General features: G+C 58.5%; 16 protein-coding genes. 14 read left to right on the forward strand and 2 right to left on the reverse strand.

The features are described 5' to 3' along the window. Positions 1-19 precede the first annotated feature (19 nt). The 5 genes from flgG (at position 20) to CHH27_RS10030 (ending at position 5,994) form a co-directional block, all read left to right on the forward strand. Positions 20-802: a flagellar basal-body rod protein FlgG gene (flgG, locus tag CHH27_RS10010; RefSeq protein ID WP_094071458.1), complete on the forward strand. Its 783-nt coding sequence runs from the start codon at positions 20-22 to the stop codon at positions 800-802. 18 nt (positions 803-820) lie between these two features. Then, the gene (gene flgA, locus CHH27_RS10015) at positions 821-1,801 is read left to right on the forward strand and encodes a flagellar basal body P-ring formation chaperone FlgA (RefSeq protein WP_208988774.1); all 981 of its coding nucleotides are present in this window, start codon (positions 821-823) and stop codon (positions 1,799-1,801) included. Then, a complete protein-coding gene (gene flgH, locus CHH27_RS10020; protein ID WP_094071460.1) occupies positions 1,801-2,550 on the forward strand; it encodes a flagellar basal body L-ring protein FlgH in 750 nt (249 codons plus the stop codon). The genes flgA and flgH overlap by 1 nt, the downstream gene beginning before the upstream one ends. 285 nt (positions 2,551-2,835) lie before the next feature. Continuing rightward, entirely contained in the window at positions 2,836-3,822 is a 987-nt protein-coding gene (locus tag CHH27_RS10025) for a dienelactone hydrolase family protein (RefSeq protein ID WP_094071461.1), read from the forward strand. A 189-nt stretch (positions 3,823-4,011) separates the two neighbouring features. After that, positions 4,012-5,994, forward strand: coding sequence for a bifunctional 2',3'-cyclic-nucleotide 2'-phosphodiesterase/3'-nucleotidase (locus CHH27_RS10030; RefSeq protein ID WP_198338389.1), 1,983 nt, complete (start codon positions 4,012-4,014; stop codon positions 5,992-5,994). 269 nt (positions 5,995-6,263) lie between these two features. On the opposite strand, the gene dksA is transcribed toward CHH27_RS10030, so the two are convergent. Beyond that, positions 6,264-6,680 carry an RNA polymerase-binding protein DksA gene (gene dksA, locus CHH27_RS10035; protein ID WP_094071462.1) on the reverse strand — a complete coding sequence of 139 codons (417 nt, stop codon included), beginning with the start codon at positions 6,678-6,680 and terminating at the stop codon, positions 6,264-6,266. A 165-nt stretch (positions 6,681-6,845) separates the two neighbouring features. Then, complete coding sequence (locus CHH27_RS10040; RefSeq protein WP_094071463.1) at positions 6,846-7,265, reverse strand: flagellar assembly protein FliX; 420 nt, start codon at positions 7,263-7,265, stop codon at positions 6,846-6,848. A gap of 315 nt (positions 7,266-7,580) precedes the next feature. On the opposite strand from CHH27_RS10040, the gene CHH27_RS10045 reads away from it, so the two are divergent. The 9 genes from CHH27_RS10045 (at position 7,581) to flaF (ending at position 16,973) form a co-directional block, all read left to right on the forward strand. After that, positions 7,581-8,723 carry a flagellar basal body P-ring protein FlgI gene (locus CHH27_RS10045; RefSeq protein ID WP_208988776.1) on the forward strand — a complete coding sequence of 381 codons (1,143 nt, stop codon included), beginning with the start codon at positions 7,581-7,583 and terminating at the stop codon, positions 8,721-8,723. Next, entirely contained in the window at positions 8,723-9,046 is a 324-nt protein-coding gene (locus CHH27_RS10050; RefSeq protein WP_094071464.1) for a rod-binding protein, read from the forward strand. The genes CHH27_RS10045 and CHH27_RS10050 overlap by 1 nt, the downstream gene beginning before the upstream one ends. Further along, entirely contained in the window at positions 9,043-9,537 is a 495-nt protein-coding gene (locus CHH27_RS10055; protein WP_208988778.1) for a hypothetical protein, read from the forward strand. The genes CHH27_RS10050 and CHH27_RS10055 overlap by 4 nt, the downstream gene beginning before the upstream one ends. A 260-nt stretch (positions 9,538-9,797) precedes the next feature. Beyond that, positions 9,798-10,199 (forward strand): hypothetical protein, encoded by a 402-nt coding sequence (locus tag CHH27_RS10060; protein ID WP_094071465.1) that lies wholly within the window; start codon positions 9,798-9,800, stop codon positions 10,197-10,199. Between the two features lie 606 nt (positions 10,200-10,805). Next, complete coding sequence (locus CHH27_RS10070; RefSeq protein ID WP_094071467.1) at positions 10,806-12,302, forward strand: flagellin; 1,497 nt, start codon at positions 10,806-10,808, stop codon at positions 12,300-12,302. 539 nt (positions 12,303-12,841) lie between these two features. Continuing rightward, positions 12,842-14,338, forward strand: a complete 1,497-nt coding sequence (locus CHH27_RS10075) for a flagellin (RefSeq protein WP_094071468.1) — start codon at positions 12,842-12,844, stop codon at positions 14,336-14,338. 287 nt (positions 14,339-14,625) lie between these two features. Beyond that, positions 14,626-16,119 carry a flagellin gene (locus CHH27_RS10080; RefSeq protein WP_094071469.1) on the forward strand — a complete coding sequence of 498 codons (1,494 nt, stop codon included), beginning with the start codon at positions 14,626-14,628 and terminating at the stop codon, positions 16,117-16,119. Positions 16,120-16,210: 91 nt separating this feature from the next. Then, positions 16,211-16,708: a flagellar biosynthesis repressor FlbT gene (flbT, locus tag CHH27_RS10085; protein WP_094071470.1), complete on the forward strand. Its 498-nt coding sequence runs from the start codon at positions 16,211-16,213 to the stop codon at positions 16,706-16,708. Next, on the forward strand, positions 16,638-16,973 hold the full coding sequence (gene flaF / locus CHH27_RS10090; protein WP_247646209.1) for a flagellar biosynthesis regulator FlaF: 336 nt from the start codon (positions 16,638-16,640) through the stop codon (positions 16,971-16,973). The genes flbT and flaF overlap by 71 nt, the downstream gene beginning before the upstream one ends. Positions 16,974-16,976: the final 3 nt, after the last annotated feature.

Genomic DNA, 16,976 nt, shown 5'->3' on the forward strand with positions numbered 1-16,976 from the left:
GGCAGGAGGGAAGACGAACATGAAAGCACTCCATATTGCCGCGACGGGCATGAAGGCCCAGGAACTGAACGTCGAAGTCATTTCCAACAACGTCGCCAACATGCGCACGACGGGGTTCAAGAAGCAGCGCGCCGATTTTCAGGATCTGCTTTATCAGAACCTGCGCCGCATGGGCACGGAGACCTCCGATGCCGGCACCATCGTCCCGACCGGCATTCAGATCGGCTCCGGTGTAAAGCTGGCTTCAACCACGCGCATCATGTCTCAGGGATCCCTGGAACAGACCGGCAAAGCCCTCGATGTCGCCGTCCGCGGTGAAGGCTTCTTTCAGATCGATCTGCCGGACGGCACCACGGGCTACACCCGGGACGGGTCGTTTGAACGCGACGCCGACGGTCAGCTCGTCACCGTTGACGGCTACACCGTCAACCCCGGCATCACGATCCCCGAGACGACCCAGGACATCACGATTTCCAACACGGGCGTGGTGCAGGGGGTCGACCAGACCGGCACCACGGTTCAGCTCGGCCAGATCCAGCTGGCCCGCTTCGTCAACAAGGCTGGCCTTGAAGCCATCGGTGACAACCTGTTCCTGGAAACCGACGCCAGTGGCCAGGCCGAAACCGGAAATCCCGGTGACAACGGCTTTGGCAGCACCCAGCAGTACTTCCTTGAAATGGCCAATGTGGACGCGGTGACGGAAATCGCCGACCTGATCTCGGCCCAGCGCGCCTACGAGATGAACTCAAAGATCATCCAGGCCGCCGACGAGATGTACTCCACCACGACCAACCTGCGCTAACCGGGAGGGCTTGAACTGATGAGACGTCTCTTCAAATGCGTGCTCGGTTTGCTGCTGTTGCCCCTTGGCCTGACGCTGGCCGTGGCGGATGACCGCCCTGTCCTGCGCTCGCAGGTCATGACCTTGTCGGACATCGTCACGGTTGGCGATTTCTACTCAAATGCAGGACTGCTCTCGCAAAAACCGCTGTTCCGGTCACCCGACATGGGCACTTCCGGCAATGTCCCGGCAACCCTGGTCGCCGAGCGCGCCCGCGCGGCCGGTCTGGAAACCGCCGGCACAGACGGTCTCAGAACCGTTGTTGTCTATCGCGGCGCCACCAAGCTGAACCGGGATCAGCTGGCCGGACTGGTCCGTACTGCACTTGTTGAGCGCAACGCCGGACTGGATGCCGACAATCTTGAAATCCGGCTGCTGCAGGCTCCGGACCAGGTCCTGGCGGATCCAAAGGTACATGACCCGATCCGGATCGACCGGGTCGAGTGGTCCGCAGGCAATGGACACTTCACCCTCCATGCCTCCGTTGCCGTGGAATTCGGCACCGAACGGCTGATCCTGTCGGGTGTCGCCACTGAAATGATCGAAATTGCTGCCCTGATGCAGCCGGTCCGCCGGGGCGACATCCTGAAGGAAGGCGATGTCGACAGGCTCCGCCTGCCGCGCAACAAGGTCCCGGCCGGCGCGGTCAGCGACGCAAGCGAGATTGTCGGCAAGCAGGCCCGGACCAACATCCGCGCCAACGCGCCGCTGTCGCACCGGGACTTTCAGCGTCCCGTGCTGATCGAGCGCGGCGAAAAAATCACGGTCACATTCGAAATGCCGGGAATGAAACTGACTTCCCGGGCCCAGGCCATGGATGACGGCGCCAAGGGCGACGTGATCGATGTCATGAACCTTCAGTCCCGGCGGATCGTGCCGGCGATTGTTACCTCCCGCGGCCAAGTACGCGTTCATGCCGCCAACCCTGTTATCGCAAGCTTGAACAGCGAGACCGATTAATGTTGAGCACATTCCCCAGACAGCTTCTGGCGAGCATCGCGCTTTCCGCCCTCGCCGCCGGTTGCGGCACCGCAGACAAGCTGGCCAATGTCGGCCAGCAACCTGCCCTGAACGCCATTCAGGACCCGACCACGACACCGGGCTACCGGCCGGTGCAAATGCCCATGCCCGACCCGGTGCAGGCACATTACAACCCCAACTCCCTTTGGCAGTCGGGCAGCCGGGCCTTCTTCAAGGACCAGCGGGCCAGCCAGGTCGGCGATATTCTGACCGTGGTCGTCACGATCAATGACGAAGCGGAATTCGAGAACGACACAGCGCGCAGCCGGACGGAAACCAGCGGCGCAGGCGTCGGCGGCGCCGTCGGCACCGCCATTGACACGATCTTCATGCCGGCCGGAGCGGCGGCCAGCGATCTGGCCAACGTCAACAGCAACTCCAACTTCACCGGTTCGGGTAGTGTCGAGCGCGAGGAAACCCTGCAGACGACCGTGGCGGCGGTGGTTACCCAGGTCCTGCCCAATGGCAACATGGTCATCGAGGGACGCCAGGAAGTCCGGGTGAACTTCGAAGTGCGTGAGCTGATCGTTGCCGGTATCGTGCGGCCGGAGGACATCACCTCCAACAACCGTATCGCCAGCGAGCAGATCGCCGAAGCGCGCATCGGATATGGCGGCCGCGGTCAGATCACCGACGTCCAACAACCGCGGGTCGGCAACCAGGTCCTGGATATCCTGCTGCCGTTCTAGTCTCCCCGACATACAGTCCCCCGGCCAAACTCCGGCAACGTGTTCTAGAAGCGTTGCCGGGCTTGGCTGACGACGGGCACGGCATCTCGCTCCCCGAGTGCCGTGCCCGTTCTCTATTGAGGGCAGGCGAACGCCTGGTCAAGGCACCCGGGGACGCCAGATTTCGGGCGCTCCTGGGCAGTGCAGTCAGCCGTCGATCCGAAGCAAGTCTCCCGGATTTTTGCCAGCTGCCACCTAATTCGTGTAAGATGTGGCCATTCTGTGCGTTTTTCCATTTGGGTGGCGATGGCCGACCGGCACTTTTTTCAGCCGGACACTATAAAAACAATATCTGCATGCTGTTGGCACCCGCCTGTTTTTAAGGAGGTTGCTCATATGCCCTTGTTTAAACGTCGCAATTTCGCACCCTATGCTGCGTTGTTTTCCATCTTTTGCACCTTTGCGGTGACGAAGCCGTCCCATTCACAGGATGCAGGCCTGCATAACAGTTCAAAAGTGTTCTCAGCGCCTGCCGATCTCACCTGGAAAGACTGGGACGATCCGGATGAACTCGAAAGGACATGGAAGGCGGCGATCGTGCTCATGCCTGCCGGGCCGGGCCAGTCCACGCGAGCCACAACGGAGGATCTCGAACGGCAGACGGTAGAGACGACCCGAAAGCTGCCAACCGTCATCTACCTGCACGGCTGCAGCGGCATCTGGTCCGGAACCCACGAACGCATCAGGTTCCTTGCCGAGAACGGCTTTCTCGTGATTGCCCCCGCCAGTCTGGCTCGGGAAGTCTATCCCCGGTCCTGCAACGTGGAAACGCGTGAAGGCGGACTGTTTTGGGGAACGGTGGTGCTCAGGAAGAACGATGCCGGATATGCCATTGAAAAAGCCAGGCAGCTTTCGAGTGTCGATGCCGACAACATTGTCCTGATGGGGTTCAGCGAAGGCGCCCTGACGACCGTGTTGTTTGAAGCCCAAAACGAACGTCAGCTTGTGAAGGCAAGAGTGGCGGAAGGCTGGACATGTCACGCAGGCTGGCTGGAATACAAGGGCGTGCGGGCACGTGAGGACGAACCGGTTTTGACGCTCGTCGGGGAAAACGATCCCTGGTACCAGGATCAGTGGACGAAAGGTGAGTGCACGCCTTTTCTGGACCCCGAAAACGGAAGCAGATCCATCGTCTATCGAGACGAAAAGTTAAAACACAGGCACGGCTTGCTGGATGTCGCCCCTGTCCGGCAGGATGTTCTGAACTTCCTGAAAAAACACGTGGATTTCTGAAGCGCCGAAATGTCCCCCCGGCCCGGGTTTGGTCGATACCAGGTCCTCCACAGCGCCTGTGGCGAGCCGAGGTTCGCAACACTTTACCTTGACAAAAGTGACGGGGCAGGCAGCCTGATCCGTCACACGGTTGTAACGGCAGCGGTGCAAAACCCGCTGCCGGCCGTCCGGCCGAACAGGAGCTTTCTCATGCCTATCAAAAACGATTTTTCCCTTTCCAGGCGCAGCCTGCTCATGGGCGCCGCGGCCACGGGTTTCGCCACTGCGCTGCATCCCTATTCGGCGCTTGCCAAGGAGGGCACGGCCCATATCCGGCTGATGGAAACCACCGACCTGCACGTCCATGTGTTCCCGTATGACTATTATGGCGACCGGCCGGTCGACACGGCCGGCCTGGCCCGGACCGCGACCTTGATCCGCCAGATTCGCGAAGAAGCCACCAATTCCGTCCTGGTCGACAATGGTGACTTTCTGCAGGGTAATCCGATGGGGGACTTCGTCGCCTATGAGCGCGGCATGCGCGAAGGTGACGTTCATCCGGTCATCAAGGGCATGAATGTGCTCGATTTCGACGCTGCCGCACTCGGCAACCACGAATTCAACTACGGCCTCGACTTCATGATGAAGGTGCTGTCGGGCGCCAATTTCCCGTTCGTTTGCGCCAATCTCGTCAAGGGTACGACGCTCGCGGCCAATGCACGCAACGACAACCTGTTCCTGAAGCCCTATGTGATCATCGAAAAGGAGATCACCGACGGCGCCGGCAACGCGGCCCCGATCAAGATCGGCTTTATCGGTTTCGTCCCGCCCCAGATCATGAACTGGGACCGCCGCCACCTGGAAGGCAGTGCCAACGCGCGGGACATCGTTGCATCGGCAAAGGCCTTCGTGCCGGAAATGCGGGAACAGGGCTGCGATCTTGTCATCGCCCTCTCCCACTCCGGCATCGATGCCAATGATTATTCCGAAGGCATGGAAAACGCATCGCTGCATCTTGCTGCCATCGACGGCATCGATGCGGTGTTTACCGGCCACCATCACCTTGTGTTCCCGGGCCCGCAATATGAAGGCCTGCCGGGCGTGGATGCCGAAAAAGGCACGCTCTTCGGCAAGCCGGCCGCCATGGGCGGATTCTGGGGCTCGCATCTGGGTGTCATCGACCTGATGATCGAGCGGGACGGCAATGGCTGGCGGGTCGCCAACTTCATGACCGAAGCCCGACCGATCTTTGAAAAGGAAGGCCGCAAGGTCACACCGCTGGTCGAAAGCCAGCAGGACGTTCTGGACGCGGTCAAGGAGGATCACGAGGCAACTCTGGCCTATGTCCGCCGCCCGGTCGGCAAGACCTCCGCACCGCTGCATTCCTATTTTGCCCTCGTCGCCGACGATCCGAGCGTGCAGATCGTCTCCAAGGCCCAGACCTGGTATATCGAGCAGATGATGAAGGGCACGGAATGGGAAGGCCTGCCGATCCTGTCCGCTGCAGCTCCCTTCAAAGCCGGCGGCCGCGGCGGACCGGACTATTACACGGACGTTCCTGTCGGCGACGTCGCCATCAAGAACGTTGCGGATCTCTACCTCTATCCAAACACGGTCCGTGCTGTCGCCATCAAGGGCGGCACCGTCAAGGAGTGGCTGGAACGCTCAGCCGGCATCTTCCAGCAGGTGGAGCCGGGCAAGGCCGACCAGCCGCTGATCAACCCGGAGTTCCCGAGCTACAATTTCGACGTCATTGACGGTCTTACCTACGAGATCGACCTGACCCAGCCGTCGAAATACGACCCCAAGGGGGAACTGATCAATCCGGACGCGAACCGCATCGTGAAGCTGGAATTCGGCGGCAAGCCTCTGAATTTCGATGACACGTTCATCGTCGCGACCAACAACTACCGCGCCGGCGGCGGTGGCAACTTCCCCGGCATCAACGACGACGTCGTGGTGTTTGTCGGCCCGGACACCAACCGGGATGTGCTGGTGCGATACATTGTCGAACAGGGCACGATCAACCCGTCAGCCGACGCCAACTGGCGGTTCCGGCCGGTTCCGGAGACGACGGTTCTGTTCGAGACCGGCCCGGGCGGCGCGGAACATGCAGCTTCCGTTGAGGGTGTGCGCATCGAACCGGCCGGTGACGGTGCCGACGGCTTCGCGCAATACCGGATCACGCTCTAATCACACCAGTGGATGAAGGAGTTGCTCTGCCAAGTGGAGCAACTCCCATCAGCCGTCCTCCAGAGGAAGCGTAACGGCGCAGTCTCCAAGCACCGCTTGCTCATCCGTTCAGCAGTCCCCTTCGGAACGGGCCTGATGAAACTTTTCAGGAGGCGGTTGTTTCTTGGAGCACCGGATACTGAGACACAAAAAAACCTTCCCCGACGGGGAAGGTTTTGAAGGTCTTTCGGACCCGCCTTTTTCCGGCGGATCGGCCGTTTTATTGAAGGTCAGTCGTCGCGATAAACCTTTTCCCGGCGCTCATGCGCTTCCTGGGCCTCAATCGACAAGGTCGCGATCGGGCGGGCTTCCAGGCGCCGCAAGGCGATGGGTTCCCCGGTTTCTTCGCAGTAGCCGTAGCTGCCGTCCGTAATCCGCTCCAAAGCATCATCGATCTTTGAAATCAGTTTACGTTGACGGTCCCTGGCCCGAAGCTCGATGGAGCGGTCGGTTTCAGAGGACGCACGGTCGGCGAAATCGGGGTGGTTCTGACTTTCCTCCTGAAGGTTGGTGAGCGTTTCCTTGCTCTCCTTCAGGATCTCTTCCTTCCAGGCAAGCAGCTTGTTTCGAAAATACTCGCGCTGCCTGTCATTCATGAACGGCTCGTCTTCCGAGGGTCGATATTCAGACTCAATTTCAACCGTCATCGATAGCTCCGGATTGCCGATATGCCGGGCGCAATATATAGCCGCTTCCTCCTGCCGACAACGGTTCATTTGTTAAAAATGGCATCAAAGAAAGTTTATATCTTTCAATTCGTTGCGTAACTTTTAGCTAGTTTTGCGGCAAATTTTAACGGAATTTCCGACCGGTCAGTCAATGAATCTGCCCAGCTTGGCAAGCTCAACTTTGACACGCAATTCGATCTCCTCGAGCACGGAATCGATGCGCGAATCGCCACTCTCCTGACGGTCGGCGACCTGCCTGGCCAGAAGCTCCAGCCGGTCCTCCGACACATGACCTGCCAGGAGATCGGTCCGCACGGCTTCAAGCGCATCCAGTAGCGTATGACCGTGCCGTGCAGCACGGGAACGGCGCTCGGCAAGCGCATCGACTTCCTGGAGTGCGAGAAGAGCGTCCATGCCCTGGATCGCGGCGCCGCCCGCCGTCTGCGAAGACTGCACGACCTCGCTTCCCATATCGGGTGCAAACTGCTCTGAAGCAGAGGGTTTCCCCTTTTTTGCGCCCTTGCCCTGAACGCCGGTGATGGGCTTGTTGCCAGTGATACGCATGTTCGTTCTTCCAGTCCGGCTGACGGCAATCCTGACGCGAACCGCGGACCTGCCTGTCAGATTCTGCCGGGAAGGGTAAATGAGTCCTTATCAAGGAGGCAATATTTGCCGCCCGGCAAACGCAATTCTTTAACCCGTCCAGACAGTTTTGCGTGGATAGACCTTCAATCATAGCAGCAAACAGCGCAGAATCCGGGCAGTTTCGGGAAAAGATTTGCTGAAGCTTGGAAAGTGGCACGGCTCTCGCATTGCGCAAGCCGGGATAATCCTTCCGGCGGGACAGGCCGGCTTACAGATGGCGGACCAGACTCAGTAATGCGAAACTTCGGTAACAGGTTCTCTGAAAAACTCTGCCGGCTGGTCTATGCAGCCGCGGTCACTGCAATCTGCGCCCTGTCCTTCACGGCGCCGGCGGAGGCAGCTTCCCGCATCAAGGACATCGCCGATTTCGAAGGCATCCGGGAAAACCAGTTGATCGGCTACGGTCTGGTCGTTGGCCTGAACGGCACCGGCGACTCGCTGAACAATTCGCCTTTCACCCAGCAGAGCCTGCAGGCCATGCTGGAACGTCTCGGCGTCAATACCCGCAACGTGGATCTCAACACCAACACCGTGGCGGCAGTTATGGTGACAGCCAATCTGCCACCCTTCTCCACGCAGGGAACGCGCATCGATGTCAATGTCAGCGCCCTTGGCGATGCGGATTCCCTGCAGGGTGGCACCTTGCTGGTCACACCGCTGGTCGGCGCGGACGGAGAAGTCTATGCCATTGCCCAGGGCTCGGTCGCGATCGGCGGTTTCTCCGCCCAGGCAGATGCAGCATCCGTGGTACGCGGCGTGCCGACGGCCGGTCGCATCGCCAATGGCGGCCTTGTCGAGCGTGAACTGGAATTCAAGCTTGCTTCGCTGACAACCCTGCGCCTGGCCCTGCGCAACCCGGACCTGACCACGGCCCGGCGCATCGCCCTGTCGATCAACGAGCTGATCGGCATGCCGACGGCCGAACCGCTTGACCCGGCCACCGTCCGCCTCGATCTGCCCCAGCAATATGACGGCAACATCGTCGATCTCCTGACCGATATCGAACAGCTGATCGTCGAACCGGATCTGGCCGCCCGCATCGTGATTGACGAGAATTCGGGCATCATCGTGATGGGCCAGGACGTGAAGGTCTCGATGGTCGCGGTTGCCCAGGGCAACCTGACGGTGACCATTGCCGAAACACCCCAGGTATCGCAGCCCCTGCCCTTTGCAAATGGTGAGACAGCGATCGTGCCGCGTTCCGAAGTCAACGTGAACGAGGATGGCACCAAGCTGGCGATCGTGCCGGAAACGGTCACCCTGAAGCAGCTGGTCGACGGCCTCAATGCCCTGGGCATCGGACCGCGCGACATGATCTCCATCCTGCAGGCCATCAAGGCGTCCGGCGCGCTGCAGGCCGATATCGAGGTGCTGTGATGCTGGACCAGATCACACCGCAGATTTCACCGGCAACCGTCAGCACCAATCCCCAGGATGCCCTGCGCGGAGTTGACCGGAACGACAAGACGGCTGTGCGCGAGGCAGCTGAAGAATTTGAGGCAGTGTTCCTGAACACCATGCTCCAGAACATGTTCACCGGCCTCCAGGAGGGCGGCACCTGGGGCAACGGGGCCGGCGCGGATGCCTGGCAGGGCCTCTTGATTGACGAATATGCGCGTACCATTGCGGAAAGTGGCGGCATCGGTCTCGCCGATAGCGTGGAACGCGAACTGCTTGCACTGCAGGAGGGCGCAAGATGACTGCACAGCCTAACACAACGGCTTTTCCGTTCTCTCTGGAACGGCCGACCAGCCAGCAGGATGCGGAAAACTTCTGCTCCGCGCTTTCGGGCACGATGGAGGCGCTGCTGTCCGTGATAGAAATGGAAACCGACCTTGTGCGCGCCGGCAAACTCAGGGAAGCAGGTGAGCTTCAGGCCGACAAGGCCCGGCTGATCCACGAATATACAAGGGGCATGATGACGGCCAAGGAACACGCCGTCGCGCTCGGTAATCTGGCGCCGGCCGCCACACAGAACCTGCGTCGGCAGCATGGCGAATTCCAGCCCGTCCTGCGCATCAACCTGGCTGTCCTGTCGACCGCACGCGATGTCGCCAACAACATTGTATCGACGGTGGCAAAAATTGCCGGCGCCAAGAATGCAAACGCACCAACGACCTATGGCCGCAATGGTGCTGCGCCGAATGGCCCGCAGTCGGCACGGGGCATTGCCGTCAACCAGTCTCTCTGAGACGGTGCCGGTCGCACCGGCCAGACAGACCTGATATTGCAAGCGCTCCCTTCATCGGGAGCGTTTTCTTTTCACCTGGAGAAACCTGCCAAGGGGGTGAAATAGCCGGCAAAACGCCGCAGCCAAAACGAATCAGGAACGAAGCCAATCGGCTAAAGCGACTTCTGTAAAATTCTAATCATTTCGTTAAAAGAGGATTCATTCCCCTACGTTATATTTGACGGTGAACGGGTATATGTATCGAGCACCCGGAGGGAAAGATGTTGGACACGGGACTGGCCCGGCCGCCATCGCCGACGTACACGGCGATCACGCCGGCAACGCGGGCTCCGGAACAAAACGAATCGTCGGCAGCCACGGAATTGCCGCCTGAAGAAACCGTGACGCCCTTAAGCGAATCGGAAGACAGCCAGCGGTCTGCCAACAACGAACGTGAGCAGAGCTCGTTGCTGGAACGCTTTACCCCGACGGTCGAACGCCAGAACGTCATCGATCCGGACAGCGAAAGCCTCATCTATATAGCGACCAACACGGAAACCGGCCAGGTTGTCCGGCAAGTACCTGCCGAAACCCTTTTGCGCCTGCGTGCCTATGCAGAAACTCTGTCGAGCCAGCAAGAGCAGTTTCGGGACACCCAGGGCTCTGTACAGACAGTCGCCTAGGGCCTTGTCAGGCTGATCCCCAATTCTCCTCTTCGTCTGCTTTGCCAGCTCCGCGGCGCTCGTCCGAACAAGGCGCGCTTGGCTGTGGCCGGCCATGTGCAAATCCTGCCCCTCCTTTTACGACACTGCGACAGCCCAGCCAGTCTGGATACGGAAACCGTCTTACCGGCCCGTTGACCTGAACACGTCTGATACCCTCCACTTCGCTCCGTGCCTTTCACTGCTTTCGGGCTGACGGTCAAAGACGTCCCGCATTGGCGCCTTCGCCTCTGCGCGCCCTTCAGCTTTCCTCCCTGAAAGCGTTTCCGAAGCCGAACCGCCTTGGACCTTGTCAGAATTGTTAATTTCAGCACGCCGTTCATCCCCCCAAGACGCCTGACCATGTCCTCTACCTTGTTCGGGCAGCGCCCTTTCCCGGAAGATGGCCTTCAGCAGGGCACTGTTTTCATGCATGAAGCGCCTTTGCTGTGTCGCATTGTTTAACAAGAATTAAGGTTAATCCTCGCTAACCATGTTTCTTTAGAAATTGTTTCAAGTAAACGCGGATAGATGTGCGTCGGACCCAGGAAGGGTTCCTGTATCTCGTATTCCTAGAAAGGAAACAAAATGGCTGACATTACTCTGTCCAGCGCGGTTCGTTCGAACCTCAATACTCTCCAGCAGACCGCTAGCTTCATGTCCGATGTCCAGAACAAACTGGCCACCGGTAAGAAAGTGAACTCGGCACTGGACAATCCGAACAGCTTCTTCACGGCTTCCGGCCTGACTTCCCGTGCAAATGATCTGTCCACGCTTCTGGACGACATGGGCCAGTCGGTTCAGACCCTGAAAGCTGCGGACGAAGGCATTTCGAGCATCTCCAAGCTGGTCGAATCCGCCAAGGCGAAAGCCAACCAGGCCCTGCAGACGCAGAGCCAGTACGAGCGCAAGCAGTTTGCGACTCAGTACAACGAACTCCTGACCCAGATCGAAGACCTGGCGAAGGACGCTGGCTACAAGGGCAAGAACCTGCTGGCTGGCAGTGGCAACGACCTCACCACGATCTTTAATGAAGACTCCACGTCCAAACTGACGATCGACGCCGTTGACTACACTGATACCTCTCTGTCCACCGGTCTGAACCTGTCCGACCTCGCCGAGGGCGAAGGCAGCGCTACTTCCTTCCAGCTGGAAGGCGGCACCGCCAGCTTCACGCTCACCGACGGCAGCGGCCAGGCACTGAACTCCTCGTCGCTCCTGTCTTCTGCGAGCGGCATTTCCACGACCAACACCCTGACCCTGAATGACGGTTCGTCGATCACCGCGACCATCTCCGGCTCGACACTGGCTGTGACGGCTGGCACCACCGTTCAGGATCTGCTCGACACCATCGAAGGCATCTCCGGTGTCCGTGCGGAATTTGATGAAAGCTCAGGTGAAGTCACCATCTTCTCCAACGACGACATCGCTCTGCAGAACAGCGTGTCCACCACCGCTCAGCTCGTCTCCGTCAACGCAACACAGTTTGCCACGACATCCGACACGCTGGTCGGCAGCGGCTCCTTTGAAGCCGGCGACACCCTGACGCTGACCGATGGTAACAACTTCGAACTCGGCTCGCTCGAAATCGAAGCTGACACCACCGTCGATGACCTGGTGAACTTCATCAACGACTTCCAGGGCGTGTCCGCGGAGTTCAACACCTCCACCGGTAAAGTCTCGATCGAAAGTGAAACCGATCTGTCCTTGACCAGCGACAACGCTGACTTCAATGCAGACACATTCACGGCCGACACCGATGGCGTGACCATCTCCGCGCTGTCCGACTCGGGCTTTGCGACTGACGGTGACATCGAGAGAACCGTTGACCGCTTGAACACGGCGCTCAGCACGCTGCGTACCCAGGCTTCTGAATTCGGTACCAACCTCTCCATCGTGGAAAACCGTCAGGACTTCACCAAGTCCCTGATCAACACGCTGGAAGAAGGTGCCGGCCTCCTGACCCTGGCGGACACCAACGAAGAAGGTGCGAACCTCTTGGCCCTGCAGACACGTCAGAGCCTTGCTTCGACCTCGCTGTCCTTCGCGGCACAGGCAGACCAGAACGTTCTGCGTCTCTTCTAAGTCAGAAAGACTTCTCCAAAACGGGAAAGCGGGCTTCGGCCCGCTTTTTCTTTGTCGGGATGTGGCCGCGTTGATTCTGCCGCTTTCGGTCAGGCTAAGCTGACAACCGGTTCGCTGAGTTCTCCGTCCCGTGCACCAGCAACAAAAACACACCCTTTCTCGTTGCCAGCGCGCACCTTAACCAGCGCCTCCTGCACGAGACGTGACTTTTTTAGAGCCTGTCCGCCGCCCACAGGTCTCCCCGCGGTAAAACGTGCGCACGAAATGGCGGATTCCCGCGCCCTGCACCATCAGGCCTATCCAGAGCAAAAAATTTTCTTCCGGTCGGGCGCAGCTGTTGCCTTGTCAATTCTTCTCTTTGCGAGAAGCCGGCAAGCCCCCTCTCCCTAAGGATTCCTGGCGAGCCGGATCACGGCGTTAACGCTCTGCTAACCCTAAATTTCAAGCGTTTAACCATTGATTAAGGTTAACAGAGAATGATCTTAGGCAACCTGCTCAGGAAGAGCAGCTGAAATGTGACCCAGGAAAGGGATAGTCAGATGCAGGATATTACCCTGTCAGCTGCCGTGCGGCAGAACCTCCTCACACTCCAGTCCACAGCAGATCTTATGTCGGGCGTCCAGAACAAGCTGGCGACCGGTCTTAAGGTGAACTCTGCTCTGGACAATCCGAACAGCTTTTTCACCGCTTCCGGACTGAATTCCCGCGCCAATGATCTGTCCACCCTGCTGGATGACATGGGTCAGTCCCTGCAGACCATCAAGGCTGCAGACAAAGGTATCCAGACAATCACCGATCTGGTTGAAACCGCTAAGGCAAAAGCCAACCAGGCCCTGCAGACCCAGAGCCAATACGAGCGCAAAACCTTTGCCGAACAATATAACGACCTGCTCGAGCAGATCGAAGACGTTGCGCGTGACAGCTCCTACAAGGGCAAAAATCTGCTCGCTGGTGACGGCAACGATCTGACCACGATCTTCAATGAGGATGCGACCTCGAAGCTGACGATTGAAGCGGTCGACTACACCGACACGACCCTGTCCAACGGTCTGAACCTGTCCGACCTGGCCCAGGGCCAGGGTGGCGCGACGGCCTTCCAGCTGGAAGGCGGCACCGCCAGCTTTACCCTGACCGACGCCAGCGGCCAGGCGCTGAACTCCAGTTCGACCCTGTCCAGTGCAACCGGCATCTCGACGACCAACACACTGACGCTGAACGACGGTTCATCAATCACCGCGACCCTCACCGGCTCGACACTGGGCGTTACCGCGGGCACCACGGTTCAGGACCTGCTGGACACGATCAACGGCATTGCCGGTGTACGTGCGGAATTTGATGAAGGGACCGGTGAGGTCACCATCATTTCCAACGAGGACATCGCCCTTCAGAACAGCGTGTCCACGACGGCTCAGCTGGTTTCAGTGAACGCAACGCTGCTGGCCACCACCAGTGCGACACTGGCCGGAACCGGTTCCTTTGAAGTCGGCGACACCCTGACCCTGACTGACGGCAACGATTTCGAACTCGGCTCGCTGGAAATCGAAGCTGACACGACTGTTGATGATCTTGAAAACTTCATCAACGATTTCAACGGCGTGTCCGCTTCCTTCAACTCCTCTACCGGCCGGATCACGATCCAGAGCGACACCGACTTGTCACTCACCAGTGACAATGCGGACTTCAACGCCGACACGTTCACCGCTGACACCGACGGTGTCACCATTGACGCGCTTTCCGACAGCGGCTTCGCAACGGACACCGCGATCAACCGGGTGGTCGACCGCCTGAACACGGCGCTGTCGAACCTGCGGTCACAGGCCTCCGAATTCGGTACTAACCTTTCGACTGTTGAGATCCGTCAAGATTACACCAAGACGATGATCAATACATTGCAGGAAGGTGCGGGTCTTTTGACCCTGGCAGATACCAACGAGGAAGGTGCAAACCTGCTGGCCCTTCAGACCCGTCAGCAGCTCGCATCGACATCACTGTCCTTCGCCTCCCAGGCCGATCAGACGGTGCTATCCCTCTTCTAATTCAGGCAGAATCAGTCTGGCGACTGATTCACTTCCGAAGACTTGGAAACGGCGGACTTTCGGTCCGCCGTTTTTGTTTTTGGCTCCGCCCACCAGAAACAGAAGGAAAAAATCTCGTTTAAAATCAGCCATTTAAAAGAAACCTTTTGGTAACTTTTATTTACAGTAAGTTAACCGATGCATCAGTGATTAACTTTCCATTTAGATTTACGAAGAGGGCGTTTGCTCAACTTTGCAGCTCAGCAGGCTCTCTCGACGCGTATGGAACAGAAAAGCGGTGAAGTCTGATGCCTGATATTGTTCTCTCCAGTGCTGTCCGGGACAATCTCCTGTCGCTGAAGCAAACGGCGGATCTGCAATCGGTCACGCAAACCAGATTGGCCACCGGCCTGAAGGTCAACACGGCGCTCGACAATCCGAACTCCTTCTTCACGGCGCAGTCCCTGAACGACCGGGCAAGCGACCTGACCAACCTTCTGGACAATATGGGCCAGTCGGTTCAGACAATCAGGGCGGCTGACAAGGGCATCACCTCCATTACAAAACTCGTGGAGTCCGCCAAAGCCATCGCCAACCAGGCGCTGCAGACGTCGAGCGAATACGAACGCAAGCAATATACCGCCCAGTACAACGACCTGCTCGAGCAGATCGAGGACATGGCGCGGGATTCCAGCTACAAGGGCAAGAACCTGCTTGCAGGCGCCGGCAACGAACTCGAAGTCATCTTCAACGAGGACAGCACCTCCAACCTCACCGTAGACCCGGTCGACTTCACCGACACGACGCTGGACGATGGCCTCAATCTTGACGATCTCAACACAGGAGGTACCGGCACCTCCTCCTTCAACCTCTATGGCGGCACAACGACGCTGACATTGACCGGGTTGCAGGCTTCCTCGAACCTGACGGATCTCGGCGACTGGGCCGCTGGTGATGTCGTCACTGTGACCGATTCTTCCGGAACAACCAGCTTCACGGTCGGCACTGACATTACCACCGTGCAGGATTATGTGGACGCGCTGGACGGCCTGAGTGGCGTGCATGCCAGCTTTGACGAAGCAACGGACGGCATCACAATCATTTCCGGACTGGATAACTCGCTTGCCATTTCCAAGGACAATGCCGGCGGTGGTACAGCGACCGACGGCAGCGCAACGGGTGGCACCACAACGACACTCACGGTCACGGCCCTGAGTTCAACGGCAACACTGATCTCCTCCGGCGGCTTCCAGGCGGGCGATACCATTACGATCACCGACGGCAACGGTTTCGAGCCGGCGTCCATCGAGATCGATGACGAAACCACGGTGGACGACCTTGTCTCCTTCATCAACAATGTGAAGGGTCTCGATGCCACCTTCTCAGGCGGCAGCATCTCGCTGATCGGTGAAGTCTCCTTCGACATCAGCAGCAGCAATGCCGATTTCAACCGGATGACACTTGCCTCGGGCACTGGCACCGTCGCGCTGTCGGCCGCAGCCTCGGAGTTCAAGACCGATACGGATATCGACCGGACCCTTCAGGCCATCAACGCGGCGCTCGACGAGCTTCGGTCAGCTGCCAGCAACATGGGCACGGCACTGTCCACCGTGGAGATCCGGACGGAATTTACGGAGAACCTGATCAACACGCTCGAAATCGGCGCAGGTGAACTGACCATCGCCGACATGAACGAGGAGGGCGCCAACATGCTGGCGCTTCAGACCCGCCAGCAACTGTCATCGACCGCTCTGTCGCTTGCCAACCAGGCCGACCAGAGTGTTTTGAGCCTGTTCGGTTAACATCGGCAGCAGGAAACATTAAGGTATCGGGAAGGCACGTTAACTCTTTTGTTAACGTTTCACCGCGATACTCACGCTTGGAGGTCACGGAATGGCGCTCAAGGTCGAGCTAAAGCCGGGCGAAAGAATTATCATCGGGGACAGTGTCATTACCAATGATAATCAGCGCACGCGCCTGTTTATCGAAGGCCAGGCACCCATTCTTCGGGAAAAGGATATTCTCACTCCGGCCACCGCTGATACACCGGCAAAACGGGTCTATCTGGCCGTTCAGCTGATGTATCTATCGACGGATATCGAAAGAATTCAGGAGAATTACTTCACTCTCGTCAACGATATTGTGAAGGCCGCGCCGAGTACGATCCCGTACGTTACCAGGATTAGTAACTCCATCCTAACCGGCGCCTTTTACAAAGCTCTGAAAGAAGCACGAAAGCTCATCGAGTATGAAGGGACGCTGATCAGTCATGTACAAGCAGGCAGCGCAGGCTTACCAGAAGACGGCCCAGGTGGCGGCAGTGTCGCCTCGGGAACTGGAAGCGAATCTGCTGATGAAGGCCGCAGCACGGCTTCAGTTGATCAAGGATGAGTGGGACGATTCTTCGCTCGCCGAAAAAGATGATGCTCTGGTCTATAACCGCAAGCTCTGGACCATCCTTGTAACCTCGGCAACGAGCGCGGAAAGCGAGTTGCCGCAGGACATCAAGAACAATATTGCCACCTTGGGCGTGTTTGTTTTCAAACAGACGATGTCGATCATCACGACCGATGACGTCAACAAGATCGGTGTGCTCATCAACATCAATCGGGCGATTGCGGAAGGCTTGAGATCCCAACCGGCCGACGCCGAGTAGATC

The sequence above is a fragment of the Labrenzia sp. VG12 genome (genome assembly GCF_002237595.1).
Lineage (GTDB): Bacteria > Pseudomonadota > Alphaproteobacteria > Rhizobiales > Stappiaceae > Roseibium.

What these genes read in the sequence shown, in the direction of transcription:
- flgG (WP_094071458.1), top strand. Translation starts at nt 20, where the DNA reads ATGAAAGCACTCCATATTGCCGCGACGGGCATGAAGGCCCAGGAACTG.
- flgA (WP_208988774.1), top strand. Translation starts at nt 821, where the DNA reads ATGAGACGTCTCTTCAAATGCGTGCTCGGTTTGCTGCTGTTGCCCCTT.
- flgH (WP_094071460.1), top strand. Translation starts at nt 1,801, where the DNA reads ATGTTGAGCACATTCCCCAGACAGCTTCTGGCGAGCATCGCGCTTTCC.
- CHH27_RS10025 (WP_094071461.1), top strand. Translation starts at nt 2,836, where the DNA reads ATGGCCGACCGGCACTTTTTTCAGCCGGACACTATAAAAACAATATCT.
- CHH27_RS10030 (WP_198338389.1), top strand. Translation starts at nt 4,012, where the DNA reads ATGCCTATCAAAAACGATTTTTCCCTTTCCAGGCGCAGCCTGCTCATG.
- dksA (WP_094071462.1), bottom strand. Translation starts at nt 6,680, where the DNA reads ATGACGGTTGAAATTGAGTCTGAATATCGACCCTCGGAAGACGAGCCG.
- CHH27_RS10040 (WP_094071463.1), bottom strand. Translation starts at nt 7,265, where the DNA reads ATGCGTATCACTGGCAACAAGCCCATCACCGGCGTTCAGGGCAAGGGC.
- CHH27_RS10045 (WP_208988776.1), top strand. Translation starts at nt 7,581, where the DNA reads ATGCGAAACTTCGGTAACAGGTTCTCTGAAAAACTCTGCCGGCTGGTC.
- CHH27_RS10050 (WP_094071464.1), top strand. Translation starts at nt 8,723, where the DNA reads ATGCTGGACCAGATCACACCGCAGATTTCACCGGCAACCGTCAGCACC.
- CHH27_RS10055 (WP_208988778.1), top strand. Translation starts at nt 9,043, where the DNA reads ATGACTGCACAGCCTAACACAACGGCTTTTCCGTTCTCTCTGGAACGG.
- CHH27_RS10060 (WP_094071465.1), top strand. Translation starts at nt 9,798, where the DNA reads ATGTTGGACACGGGACTGGCCCGGCCGCCATCGCCGACGTACACGGCG.
- CHH27_RS10070 (WP_094071467.1), top strand. Translation starts at nt 10,806, where the DNA reads ATGGCTGACATTACTCTGTCCAGCGCGGTTCGTTCGAACCTCAATACT.
- CHH27_RS10075 (WP_094071468.1), top strand. Translation starts at nt 12,842, where the DNA reads ATGCAGGATATTACCCTGTCAGCTGCCGTGCGGCAGAACCTCCTCACA.
- CHH27_RS10080 (WP_094071469.1), top strand. Translation starts at nt 14,626, where the DNA reads ATGCCTGATATTGTTCTCTCCAGTGCTGTCCGGGACAATCTCCTGTCG.
- flbT (WP_094071470.1), top strand. Translation starts at nt 16,211, where the DNA reads ATGGCGCTCAAGGTCGAGCTAAAGCCGGGCGAAAGAATTATCATCGGG.